At 53.0% G+C, this 12,856-nt stretch carries 11 protein-coding genes; 4 read left to right on the top strand and 7 right to left on the bottom strand.

All coding sequences use genetic code 11. The features are described 5' to 3' along the window. Positions 1 to 5 precede the first annotated feature (5 nt). Entirely contained in the window at positions 6 to 407 is a 402-nt protein-coding gene (nikR, locus tag P2W74_RS01070; RefSeq protein WP_276293577.1) for a nickel-responsive transcriptional regulator NikR, read from the top strand. A 40-nt stretch (positions 408 to 447) separates the two neighbouring features. Here the strand turns inward: nikR and P2W74_RS01065 are convergent, their stop codons facing one another. The 7 genes from P2W74_RS01065 to P2W74_RS01035 are packed head-to-tail and all read right to left on the bottom strand — an operon-like array spanning position 448 to position 8,623. Then, complete coding sequence (locus tag P2W74_RS01065) at positions 448 to 1,614, bottom strand: iron-containing alcohol dehydrogenase (protein WP_276293576.1); 1,167 nt, start codon at positions 1,612 to 1,614, stop codon at positions 448 to 450. A gap of 33 nt (positions 1,615 to 1,647) precedes the next feature. Beyond that, a complete protein-coding gene (locus P2W74_RS01060; protein WP_276293575.1) occupies positions 1,648 to 1,962 on the bottom strand; it encodes a putative quinol monooxygenase in 315 nt (104 codons plus the stop codon). A gap of 17 nt (positions 1,963 to 1,979) precedes the next feature. Then, positions 1,980 to 2,555, bottom strand: a complete 576-nt coding sequence (locus P2W74_RS01055; RefSeq protein WP_276293574.1) for a glycerol-3-phosphate responsive antiterminator — start codon at positions 2,553 to 2,555, stop codon at positions 1,980 to 1,982. Beyond that, positions 2,555 to 4,111 (bottom strand): FAD-binding oxidoreductase, encoded by a 1,557-nt coding sequence (locus P2W74_RS01050; RefSeq protein ID WP_276293573.1) that lies wholly within the window; start codon positions 4,109 to 4,111, stop codon positions 2,555 to 2,557. The genes P2W74_RS01055 and P2W74_RS01050 overlap by 1 nt, the downstream gene beginning before the upstream one ends. Beyond that, positions 4,108 to 5,787 carry a glycerol-3-phosphate dehydrogenase/oxidase gene (locus tag P2W74_RS01045; RefSeq protein ID WP_276293572.1) on the bottom strand — a complete coding sequence of 560 codons (1,680 nt, stop codon included), beginning with the start codon at positions 5,785 to 5,787 and terminating at the stop codon, positions 4,108 to 4,110. Before P2W74_RS01045 ends, P2W74_RS01050 begins: the two co-directional genes overlap by 4 nt. Then, entirely contained in the window at positions 5,784 to 7,328 is a 1,545-nt protein-coding gene (locus P2W74_RS01040; RefSeq protein ID WP_276293571.1) for an FGGY family carbohydrate kinase, read from the bottom strand. Before P2W74_RS01040 ends, P2W74_RS01045 begins: the two co-directional genes overlap by 4 nt. Continuing rightward, on the bottom strand, positions 7,325 to 8,623 hold the full coding sequence (locus P2W74_RS01035) for an MFS transporter (protein ID WP_276293570.1): 1,299 nt from the start codon (positions 8,621 to 8,623) through the stop codon (positions 7,325 to 7,327). The genes P2W74_RS01040 and P2W74_RS01035 overlap by 4 nt, the downstream gene beginning before the upstream one ends. Before the next feature lie 740 nt (positions 8,624 to 9,363). Here P2W74_RS01035 and P2W74_RS01030 point away from each other — a divergent pair. Genes P2W74_RS01030 through uxuA form a run of 3 tightly spaced genes read left to right on the top strand, consistent with a single transcriptional unit; the run spans position 9,364 to position 12,855 of the window. Next, positions 9,364 to 10,653, top strand: a complete 1,290-nt coding sequence (locus P2W74_RS01030) for an MFS transporter (RefSeq protein WP_276293569.1) — start codon at positions 9,364 to 9,366, stop codon at positions 10,651 to 10,653. After that, entirely contained in the window at positions 10,625 to 11,650 is a 1,026-nt protein-coding gene (locus P2W74_RS01025) for an alcohol dehydrogenase catalytic domain-containing protein (protein ID WP_276293568.1), read from the top strand. Before P2W74_RS01030 ends, P2W74_RS01025 begins: the two co-directional genes overlap by 29 nt. Before the next feature lie 20 nt (positions 11,651 to 11,670). Further along, entirely contained in the window at positions 11,671 to 12,855 is a 1,185-nt protein-coding gene (uxuA, locus tag P2W74_RS01020; RefSeq protein WP_276293567.1) for a mannonate dehydratase, read from the top strand. The last annotated feature ends 1 nt before the right edge of the window (position 12,856 follow it).

The following is a 12,856-nucleotide window of genomic DNA, read 5'->3' as shown; positions in this document are numbered from 1 at the left end:
CTCAGATGCAACGTGTCACCATCACCCTCGACGACGATTTACTGGAAACGCTGGACAGCCTGAGTCAGCGCCGTGGCTACAATAACCGCTCGGAAGCGATCCGCGATATTCTGCGCGGCGCGCTGTCGCAGGAGACGACGCAAGAGCACGGCACCCAGGGTTTCGCGGTACTTTCATATGTTTATGAGCACGAGAAGCGCGATTTAGCCAGCCGCATTGTCTCAACCCAGCACCACCACCATGATTTGTCTGTTGCCACCTTGCATGTACATATCAATCACGACGACTGTCTGGAGATTGCCGTCCTGAAAGGCGACATGGGCGACGTCCAACATTTTGCCGATGACGTCATCTCCCAGCGCGGCGTGCGTCACGGTCATTTGCAGTGTCTGCCGAAGGAAGAGTGACATCCCGCCCGACAGGTGAATCGTCGGGCGTGTTTTCGTCTCAGAATGCCTGCTGATAAAGCTGCAGAGCGTCATCTTCACTCAGTTTCAGCGGATTATTCACCAGTAAGCGAGTTTGCTGCATCGCGTCATGCGCCAGCACAGGCAGATCCCCCTGCTGAATATCGACATCACGAAGCCGCTGCGGCGCGCCGCTTGCCACGATAATCCGTTGCATCTCGCCGATAAACGCCTGCGCATCCTGTTCGACATTACCGGTTCCCCCGACCCCAACCACCGCGGCCAGTTCCGCATAGAGCGGCGCCGCCACCGCAGCATTAAACCGCAGCACAGGAACCAGCATGAGCGCATTCGAGAGGCCGTGAGGGATGTGATGCCGCCCGCCCAGCGGATAGGCTAAGGCATGCACGGCGGCAACGGGCGAGTTCGCAAAAGCCTGACCCGCCAGCAACGCGCCCAACAGGACACTCTCCCTCGCTTCACGGTTTTGTCCGTCATGGCACGCGGTGACCAGATGGCGGCTTATCAAGCGTAACGCCTCACGGGAAAGCGCATCCGAAATCGGGTTTTTCTTGTGCTTACCGGTATACGCCTCAATGGCGTGCACCATGGCATCGATTCCCGCGGCAGCCGTATGAACGCGGGGTAAACCCAGCGTCAGTTGCGCATCCAGCAGTACCAGATCGCAATAGAGCTGTCTGTCGACAACCCCCATTTTGCTGTTTTCACCGGTGGTGAGAATCGCAATATTGGTGACCTCAGAACCGGTACCTGCGGTGGTCGGGATCTGCACCAGCGGCAGACGCTGCCCGCTCACTTTCCCAATGCCATACAGGTCCTGCACTTCTTGTTCTGAAGGGATTAATACCGCCGCCAGTTTAGCCACATCCAGGGAGGAGCCGCCGCCCAGGCCAATCACCATGTCGCAGTGATGCTCCCGCGCCACACGCGTCGCCTTGCGGACAATACACTCCTGAGGATCGGCCTGAACCTGGTCATAAAGGGTGACCTGAAAACCGGCTTCCCGCAGGCTAAACAGAACCGGTGGGAGAACCCCCGCTTTCACCAGGCCGGGATCGGTCACTAACAGCGCATTGCGGGCACGCAAACGCGTTTGCAGTATCTCTCCGAGTCGCTCCGCGCCCGCCCATTCAACAATGATTTCCGCCACGGTCGCAAATTCAAAAGGCTTAATGACATTATTCATTCAGGTATTCCTTGCTTGCACAATGTGCGTTTTTTAACCTCGCGGATCGTCGGCATTGACGAGAAAACTTTTCACCTCTTTACGCAGCAGAAGTGGCGTGATGGCCCCAACGCCAATCCGCTGGAAGTGGTCCGTTTGTCGGTGACGTTCAAGTCCGTCGGCGCTGCGGTAGGTTTCCAGAATGACAAAGCGATCGCGGTCTTCCGTCGAGCGGAAAAACTCATACGAGAGGTTTTCTGGCTCCCGGCGTGTTGCGTCAGCAAGCGCCCTGAGCGCCTCATCAACCTTATCGCCCATTGATTCACGGACAAAATACCAGGCAATCACCTGTAGATGCGTGTTCCCCATTCCTGACTCCCGCTGTTCTAACGTTGAATATTCAGATTCCACAACGCGCTGTCACTGCTTGAAACAGCGACAGCCCCGTGTTGTAAGGCGGTTCGGGCATGTTCCTGATTAGAGACAAACCCGGAGGCCACAATCGGCGGCAGTACATTGCGATCGGTTTGTGACAGGAGCGGCAACATCTGCGCCGGCATCAGTTGCACATAATCCGGTTCGCTTTGCTCAACCGCATGCAGACTTCGTGACCATGCAGAACGGTCAGTCACAAAGATTTTTTGCATCGTGACCAGCCCGCATTTCTTCGCCCGCTGCACCGTTTGCAAACGCGTTGAGAGCAGCCCCATCGCGCCGGTTTCAGCGACATAATCAATGCCGCCTTTGTCCTGCGACAAGCCGTTGCAACTGTCGATATTCACGATGACGTACTTCCCCGCCTTCGAGAGCACTTCGATGACAGGTTGCAGCTTAATGAGGTCAATATTGGCGATAATGCACACTTCGGCCGTACTGGAGAGCGCAGTTTTCAACTGCTCAATACCGTAAATCGCCATGATGACGGGCTGGCGCGCCAGAAGCGCGCCAAGATTTTTGATCATTACTCACCTGCCTGATGGGGTGAAAGTGTGGCTCTCAGCCCCAGTTTTCCTGGATTAAGGATATTTTGCGGATCGAGCGCCTTCTTAATATCAGCCAGAACCATGAGCGTGTCGCCCAACGATGCCTGCATATAGGGTGAGCGCAGCAATCCCACGCCATGATGATGACTGAGCGACGTGTTGTGCTGAATTAATACGGCATTCGCCGCATCCCACGCCGCACGATACCAGGCAGCACGCTGTTCGACGGCAACATCCCCACGTAATGAAAAATAGAGACAGGCGCCATCGACATAAGCGTGGGACTGGTGCGCAGAACCGGCCAGCGTCCCCGGTACCGCGTTAATCGCCGCCACCACATCATCATAGACGATACTGAGATCGCGCCAGGGTCCTACCATCTCCAGCGTATCCGCCACCAGCCCTGGGCTTTTCTTGAAGCCTTCGGCACTTTTTCCGGTCAGATACCGGGTGTCCAGCCAACGCTCGAACAACGTATCGCCATCAAGTTTTTGCCCGCTACGCTGGCAAACGCGCTCGCTGATCGCCAGCACGGCATCAACAATTTCCGGTTCGCCTTCATCCGCAATTAACAGGACATTGGTGTCAGGCAGGCCAAACTGTACGCCGCTTTCCAGATTATCGTACAGGCGAAGCGCGGCAGGGTTCGCGCCATGCTGTAGGATTTCGCGACAGGCGTCTAACCCACTGGCAAAACTGGAGAAACCCCAGGCAATGGCACGGCCATAATCGGGCAGGCGGTGCAGTTTCAAGCGCAGGCGAACAATCACGCCCAGCGTGCCTTCCGAGCCGATAAACATCTGTTGTAAATCCGGCCCCGTCGCACTTCGCGCATAACCGCCGACGGTGATTAAGCGCCCATCCGCGAGCACAACATCCATGCCAAACACCATATCTTCGATTTTGCCGTAGCGAGTGGAAAGCTGGCCTGCGCCGCGACAGGCTGCCCATCCTCCCACGGTGCTGATCCCGAAGGATGACGGCCAGTGTCCAAGGGTCATGCCATACTCTTGTTGGATCGTTTGCTCGAAAATATCGCCAAACATGCCCGCTTCGACCTCAACAATCTGGCTTTCCTTGTCAAAACCGATCAATTTATTGAGTTCGCACACATCCAGCACGATCCCGCCGCGCAACGGCAGAGCCGCCCCCGTGACATTACTACGCCCTGCCGACACCGTGACCGGAATGGCAGATTCGCTCGCAAGGCGCATCACGTCCTGAATCTGTTCCACCGTCGAGACGCGAACAATCGCCCCTTTTGGCGTGGCGGGCGCGCCTTGCGTTTCCGCAATCATGGAGCCCGCCCACCAGTCGCGGGTCCAGGTGATAACATCGGCTTCTGCCGTCATCACCTCATCGGCAATCACCCGCAGCCGGTCAATGACCGCCTCGCTCATGACGATGGGATCAATCTGCATCCCTTTTGCGCCGTTGCTGCTGTCGATTTCGGTTGCCCATCCCGGACGCGTATGTGCGCCAACGGTGTAATTGCCCCGGTTATAGCCTCGTTTTATCGCTTCTTTGCTGATCATTCAGATGTCCCCATCAGTTCGGATTTTTCATGTTTAATTGCCGCCCGATAGCTGGCGACCTGTTCTGCGACCTGTTCCGGTTGCAGTTTGAGTTCTTTTTGCAGAATTTCACCGACACGCCCGGCGGCGCTGGCCGACGCATCCCGGGCCATTAACCGCGCGCGAATTCGGCGCGACAGCACATCATCCACGGTGCTGGCAAGCTCGTGACGCACGGCATACACCACCTCAGCTTCGGTATACGGAAGCCCTTCAACGATAGGAGTGAGCAAACGGGGATCGCTCTGGATAATGTCGCTCACGAAATGGGCCTCCGTGCCATAGCGCTCTCCCAAATGTGCCGAAAGCCCGCCGGATGCCAGAATGGCCTGCGAGTCGTACCCTGCGGCACCTAACAGGTACGCCGTTTTCGTTGAACAGGCTTTTTTACGCCCCAGGATCTTGCTGGCCACATCAATCGTCTCTTCCGCCATATGACGCGATGTCGTGAGCTTGCCGCCAACAATCGTGATCAGCCCATCCGGAGAGACGGTAATTTCATGGTTACGTTTCATCTCCACCGTCTTCCCGCCAGCCGTGCCTACCAGAGGGCGACAACCGGCAATGCTCCCCACCACGTCCTCGGGGCGAAGATCTGTTTTCAGCGCCGAATTTGCCCCCTCTAACAGAAAGTCCAGTTCAGAACGATTGCAGTGCACATCATTGAGATCGCCCTGGTAATCTTCATCCGTCGTTCCCAGATAAGAAACGTTGCCCCAGCGGGTGATGGTGGCGCGGCGACTGCGCCCGGCGACCGGGATCGTCACCGTGCAATCGTTGCGAATCTTCATCCACGGAATCGCGACGTGAACCCCCTTTGCAGGACGGATATGCAGCGACGACGCTTCGCCTTTCTTCAGCCCATTCCAGTCGCGCAGCCAGACGCCGGTGGCCATAATGACCACCCGTGCCTTGACATGAATCTCCCTGCGATCGGCATGTATCACGGCCCCGTTCACCTTGCCATGCGGGTCGCGCGTGGTGGCGATCACCTCGGCATGGTTAGTCACCACCGCGCCATGAAAAGCCGCCGTACGGATCAACGCGAGCGTCAGCCTGGCATCGTCCACGCGGGCATCGAAATACATAAACCCGCCGGACAACTGCTCCTCTTTCAGCGTCGGGCAGTGCGAAAGCACCTCCGCTGGCGTTAATTTTTGATGCAGGATGCCTTCACGCCATCCGCCTGCGAGATCGTAGGTCCAGAGCAGACTTTCGAACGCCGAAGACAGCCGCTTATCAAAGACGCCGTTTTTGTCGAGCACGGGAAACAAAAATGGAAGCCGTTGCACCAGGTGGCGCGCGTTCCGGCGCATACGCTGGCGTTCAAGAAGAGAATGGCGTACCAACCCCAGGTTCCCTTGTTCGATGTAACGCAACCCGCCGTGGACCATTTTTGATGACTTCGACGACGTACCGGAGGCAAAGTCGCTCTTTTCGACCAACGCCACCCGATAGCCGCGCAAACTGGCATCGAGCGCGGCGTAAGCACCGGTCACGCCACCGCCAACAATCAGAATGTCGAAGGTGTCGCTCTCCAGCATGCTCAGTTGTTCAGCGCGGTGAAGACGCAGCGGTTGTGCGCCGTACATTTCACTGCGGGATTTATTTGGCTTTCGCGAGGGGAAAAACTTCATGAGCGGGTGGACTCCTGAGTAGCAGAGGTGTGACGGGAAGCCGTCTCCATTTCGAGCGCAATGCGGGACTCCCAGTGGGCGAGCTTCTGTTCGCGGCAGCGATCGTCAATGCGGGGTTCAAACAGTTGCGCCGTTTTCAGCGTGGCGCAGGCATCGGACAGCGAATCCCATAGCAGACCCGCAGAGCCCGCCAAAAAAGCAGCGCCGCGAAGACTGGCCCTGGCGGTTTCCGCCATCCGGCGAACAGGAACCCCGCTCAGGTCGGCCTGAATTTGCAGCAATGTGTCGCTGTTGGAGAGCCCTCCCCCGACCACCAGCTCTTTTACCGCTATCCCGGTCGCCGCTTCATTGGCCCGCATACAGGCCGCCACCGAATGCGCGATGCCTTCCAGGACGGCGTACGCCACCTGCGAACGTGTCGTTGAAATTGAGATACCGTTAAGCGATGCGCGCGCCTGCGGCTGGAGATGCGGCACCCGCAGCCCGGTTAACGCCGGAATGAAACTGACGCCGCCGGAGTCTGTCACCTGCGACGCCAGTTCGCTGATCTGTTCCGGCGAGTCAAACCAGTGCAGCTTGTCGCACACCCAGTTCAGCGCCGAACCGGTGGTTGGCACAAAGGTTTCGACGGAGTAATGCGAAAGACCCTTCTGCCGGCGCGCGGTCATTGTGAGCGTACTTTCACAGACAGGGTTCAGCGCCGGAACCTGCGGCCCCACCATCAGATCGACGAAACTGCCGGTGCCATGCATACAGAAAGCGTGTCCACGCTCTGTACAACCGAGCCCAATCGCACCGGCAAACTGATCGCCCGCGCAGGCAAGGATAGGGACGTGAATGCCCAGAATTTTTTGACTCGTTGCGCCAAAATTATCGGCATCATCGCGAAGCTCAGGCAGCAGTAAGGCTGGGAAATTAAGGGCCTGGAGCCATTCAGCGTGGTACTGGTGGTCTTTGAGACGATAAGCGCCTGCTGACGTCGCATTCGTTGGCGTCGTGACGCATTTTTTTTCTTCCGCCAGATGCCACAGCAGCCAGCTGTCGACAGTGCCAAAAACTAATGTTCCCGCCTGATGCGCCTTCGCCACCGCGGGCGTATTCGCAATATGGTGCGCTGCCCACAGATAAGGTGAACGAATCCCCACCGGGCGGCCAATCTGCGGGATCAGTTTCGCATCCCACTCCGGGGCCAGTTCGGCAAGAACATCCGTAAAACGCGAATCTTGCCAGACCATCGCAGGGGTTAGCGCTTTTCCTGTTTGCGCATCCCAGAGCACCGCCGTTGAACGCTGGGTGGCAATCGCCAGCGCAACGATACGCATATTCTGCTGTTGCGCGCGGGCAATCGCTTTGCGACAAACGGCAACAGTCGCGCACAGAATTTCATCAGCATCTTGTTCAACAACGCCATGCCGTGGGCTACTCACCTGTAGCGTTTGATATTCCAGGCAGTGAACCTGACTGTTCTGAGTAACTACCGCAGCACGCGTGCCCGACGTTCCCTCATCAATCGCCAAAATTACCTCTTTATATTCTGTCATTTAGAACTCCTGCTGGACTCCGGTGCCATTGACTCAGGATAGGGAGAGGTGCGCGATTCAAATTGCGGCGCGCCCGGCTCGTTATCAGGTTGAATAGCGGTACGCGTTGGGTCCCACTGGATGACAAAGCAGACAACACTGGCAAAAAGAGGGACGACCGACATGATTAAGAACGTCGTTTGCAGGCCATACAGCTCGCGGAATACGGGGAAGATAAACAGCCCCAGCGCCGCGCCAATGGCCCCCAGAGCCCCGACCACACCGTTTGCGCCAGCGCGTAATTCGCTACGAAACGACAGCGATGACAGGCTCTTCCCGTTCGCGCCGGGACCGCCCGAGTGGCAAAGGATAAATAACGCGGGTACCAATAAAGAGGCCCACAGCGGCATGCTGTCACTGAATAGCCCCAGCGTGAGCAGGACGAGGAACGCGACGGCGAAACCCATTGCAGAGGCCCGACGCAAACCAAGACGACGGCCAATCACGGGTGACAGAAATCCCCCGACAATCCCGAATACGTTAAAAAATAGTGAACATAAGGTTGCGTAGACAAAGTTTTTACCAAACATCGCCGCGCTGATCACGGGTAAATACCAACCGACACCAAAATATTGTATCGACTGACACACTTGTACCGTAGAGGCCAGAATCGTACGGGGTAAATAAACACCACGAAAAATCAGCAGAACATTTTTAACACCCTTCTGCGCCTGCCCAATAACAGGTTTTTGTTCTGCCTTTGGCGCCAGAATAAATTGATCGCCGTATATTTTATTCATAGCTACCGTTGCTTCAGAAAGGCGTGATTTTCTTGCTAACCATACCGGACTTTCAACCAAATAGCGGAACTGGAAAAACAGGATAATTAATCCACACAATGCGGTTACGGCAATAGAATAACGCCAGATAGCATCACCGACATTCCATGAATAAAACATTAAGGCCAGTGCCAGATTTAAACACACGGCGACATACCAGACTCCTTGCCAGGTATTTAATCGGCTCTTGAGTTTCGCGGGGGTGAACTCGGCCAGCATCGCCATGGCGACGGCAAAATCCATTCCATACGAGACGCCAACGAAGAAGCGCCCCAGTATTATCGTGCCAAAATCAGAAGAGAACATCACCAGCAGTGCACCGATCACGGCCATCAGCTTGGCGATGATCAGCGGAGGAACCCGACCCCACCGATCGGCAATCCAGCCGCCAATCGGATTAAATAAGATAGCGACCCAGGATGAAAAAGAGGTCAACAGCGCAACTTCGGTTGCACTGAGATTTAAATTACGTGTCATCGGGTTTAATCCAGCACTGAGTGCCGAATTTGAAAACGCATCAAGAAAAAGGCCACCTAATGCTAACCACCAAATAACACTGGCTTTGCCGGCAATATGCGTCCTGGCATCGATGAAATTAATAATATCATCAACACCACGGATTTTTACAGGATGTGAGAATGAGCATGCGGACATGGCGCTCCCCTTCATAATATTTGGAAGAAGGTCGCCAATAGCTAGAAAAAAGCAATAAGAGACCATCTTAATAGCACAGATAGTCTCTTATCTAAAATCTGTAGGTTTCACTCTAGAAGGGAAGGAAAAGTGTGTCAAAGCGACTTTTCAGCTGGAACGTTATTTTGTGATATGTAGCACATTTGTTAATGAAATATTTCATAAACAAAGTATCACAGAGACGCTTTCCGATTTACTGCAGGTTGGTGTGCCGCTGCTACCCTACGTTGCAGTGGCGCTGACGCACAGGCTTGCAGTAACCATGCATTGATCGCACTGCGCATCATTGATCCAAAATCAGAATAAGTAGCTGTTTATTGTCGCCACGTTTTTTATCTCAGATTCATACAATCACTAATAAATTATTTAAATTCATATGATTAGGCTCTGTCTGATTTGAGGATCATTATTTAAAGGGGCATTTTTTCGATATGCTGATCACATTATCACCAAAATGGTGGTGATCTTAAAATAGGTTTTAAATATTGTGGTCAGGCCGCTAGACCACAATAAGGGGATATTTCATGAAAAGAAAAACAATGGGATGGCTTATCGTTTTTCTTCTTTTTATAGTTTACATGCTTAACTATATGGATCGTTCAGCATTGTCGATCACCGCTCCACTCATTGAAAAGGAATTAGGATTTAATGCTGCTGAAATGGGTATGATATTCAGCGCATTCTTTGTTGGTTATGCACTGTTTAATTTTATCGGTGGATGGGCCAGTGATAGGTTTGGCCCCAAGACTGTATTTCTTGTCGCCGCATTACTTTGGTCGATATTTTGTGGAATGACCAGTCTTGTTACCGGCTTATGGACAATGCTTGCCGTACGCGTATTATTCGGCATGGCCGAAGGACCGGTGAGTGCGGCAGGAAATAAAATCATCAACAACTGGATTTCGCGTAAAGAATCTGCCACCGCTATTGGTATTTTTAGCGCAGGTTCACCATTAGGTGGCGCAATATCCGGTCCGGTAGTGGGCCTGCTTGCACTTTCATTAGGTTGGCGTCCGGCATTCGGTATTATCTTCCTGTTTGGTTTAGTCTGGGTAATACTCTGGTACTTCACGGCCAGTGATAAGCCCTCGAAGAGTAAGCACCTCGCGCCTGAGGAGCGTATCGATTTTGAAAACCATGACGACATTATTTTAGCGGATGACGGCAAAGCAATGCCTTCTCTTGGCTACTACATGAAGCAGCCGATGGTTTGGGCAACTACGCTGGCATTCTTCAGCTATAACTATATCCTCTTTTTCTTTCTGACCTGGTTCCCAAGCTATCTTAACCACTCATTACATCTTGATATTAAAGAAATTAGTATTGCAACAGTGATCCCATGGGTCATTGGCGCAATCGGGATGGTTTTAGGCGGAGTTTGCTCTGACTTTATCTATCGGGTCACGGGAAATGCGCTTCTCTCTCGTCGCCTCATTCTCGGCTTGTGCCTGGCGGGGGCGGCAATATGTGTTGCGGTTTCCGGTACGGTCACCACCATCGGTAGCGCTGTATCACTGATGTCAGTTTCACTGTTTCTGCTTTATCTGACCGGGCCAATTTATTGGGCTGTTATTCAGGACGTTGTTCATAAAGATAAAGTGGGTAGCGTAGGAGGAGCCATGCATGGGCTGGCAAATATCTCTGGAATTATAGGTCCTCTGGTTACCGGATTCATCGTTCAGTTCAGCGGTAAATATGATTACGCATTCTATCTGGCTGGCGCTATCGCAATCATTGCCAGCTGCCTGGTATTCGTATTTGTCAAAAACAAAGGATTAAAATCTAATGAAAGTCAAAGCTGTTTACATCAATAAGCCTGGTGAAATTGAAACCCGTTGGGTTGATTATCCTGACAAAAAAGAAAATGAAGTACTGATTAAAGTTGATGCTGCAGGAATATGCGGTTCAGATATTGGTGCATTCCGCGGAACAAATCCATTGGTAACTTATCCACGTATTATTGGACATGAAGTTACTGGTATTGTTATTAAGGAAGGCAATGGCATGCCAAAAAATATTAAAGAAGGGGATCACGTTATTGTTGACCCTTATATTTATTGTGGCCATTGTTACCCCTGTTCCGTAGGTAGAACAAATTGCTGCGAAAATCTAAAAGTGATTGGCGTGCATATTGATGGCGCAATGCAGGAGGTCGTTACTCATCCCGCGCATTTAATTCACAAAATCCCTGATGGGGTCGCCCCAGAGATGGCTCCGCTGGCTGAACCACTAACCATCGCATTGCATGCTTTGCATCGGGCAAAACTAAAAGACGGGGAGCACGTCGCCATTATTGGGGCGGGTGCTATTGGTCTGATGGCGGCACTTAGCGCATTACGCTATAACGCGACGCCAATTCTGATCGATATCGTTGAAGAACGACTCCAGTACGCCAAATCGCTGGGCGTCCCATACACCATCAATCCATCAAAATCGCAGGTTGTTGAAGCAATAAGAGATATTACACAGGGAACGATGGCACAGGTCGTTGTCGAGGCGTCTGGTGCCAACAGCGCTATTCGCGAAACGTTGGATCTTGCCTCTTTTGCAGGCCGTATTGCGTTCACTGGCTGGCCAAAGCAAGAGACATCGTTACCAACAAACCTAATCACGTTCAAAGAGCTGGATTTGTGTGGATCCCGTACCAGCGCAGGCGAATTTGAAGAAGCGTTACAGATGTTGGCCACGCTGAACATCAATCCTGCGGATGTCGTCAGCAAAGTGGTGAGTATTGATGATGTTCCTGCCGCCGTTAAAGAACTCGCTCAATACCCTGAGCGCTATCTGAAGATCAATGCGACCTTTCATTAATTTTTCCTGGAGATAAAACAATGGAACAAACCTGGCGTTGGTATGGCCCGAATGATCCTGTGTCGTTGTCCGATGTTCGTCAGGCCGGAGCAACCGGTGTTGTGACTGCACTACACCATATTCCAAACGGCGAAGTCTGGTCTACGGATGAAATTCTTAAGCGCAAGGAAATGGTAGAGAAAGCGGGTCTGATCTGGTCCGTAGTGGAGAGTGTGCCTATCCATGAAGACATCAAGACCCACACAGGCCAGTACGATCTGTGGATCAACAATTACCAGCAGACGCTGCGTAATCTCGCCCAATGCGGCGTCTATACCGTATGTTACAACTTCATGCCAGTTCTGGACTGGACCCGTACCGACCTGGAATATGTATTACCGGATGGATCAAAAGCACTGCGTTTTGACCAAATAGAATTCGCGGCCTTTGAACTCTATATCCTCAATCGTCCGGGCGCTGAAGCTGATTACAGCGCCGAGGAAGTCACGCAGGCTCGCCAGCGTTTTACGGATATGAGCGAAGAAGACAAAGCACGGTTAACCCGGAATATTATTGCAGGTCTGCCTGGAGCAGAGGAAGGATATACGCTGGACCAATTCCGTCGTCATCTTGCGACCTATAAAGATATCGATAAAGCGACCCTGCGCAAACACTTTGCCTACTTTCTGCATGCCATTATCCCGGTTGCGGAAGAGATCGGTGTCCGCATGGCCGTCCACCCGGATGATCCTCCGCGCCCCATTCTTGGTCTGCCTCGCATTGTCTCCACCATTGAAGATATGCAATGGATGGTAGATACCGTAAACAGTAAGGCGAACGGCTTTACGATGTGTACGGGGTCTTATGGCGTACGCGCAGACAACGATCTGGTTGATATGATTAAGCAGTTTGGCCCGCGTATTTACTTTACGCACCTGCGTTCCACACAGCGCGAAGATAATCCCAAAACCTTCCACGAAGCAGCACATCTGTCCGGTGATGTCGATATGTACAGCGTTGTGAAAGCGATTGTAGAAGAAGAGCAACGTCGTAAAGCTGAAGGGAACATCTCCCTTATCCCAATGCGACCGGATCATGGGCATCAGATGCTTGATGACCTGAAAAAGAAAACCAACCCGGGCTATTCCGCTATTGGTCGACTCAAAGGTCTGGCGGAAGTACGCGGCGTTGAGCTGGCTATTCAGCGCGCCTTCTTCAGTCATTAAC

Source organism: Citrobacter enshiensis (assembly GCF_029338175.1).
Classification (GTDB): Bacteria; Pseudomonadota; Gammaproteobacteria; order Enterobacterales; family Enterobacteriaceae; genus Citrobacter_D; species Citrobacter_D enshiensis.
This window is presented reverse-complemented; position numbering and strand designations above follow the sequence as displayed.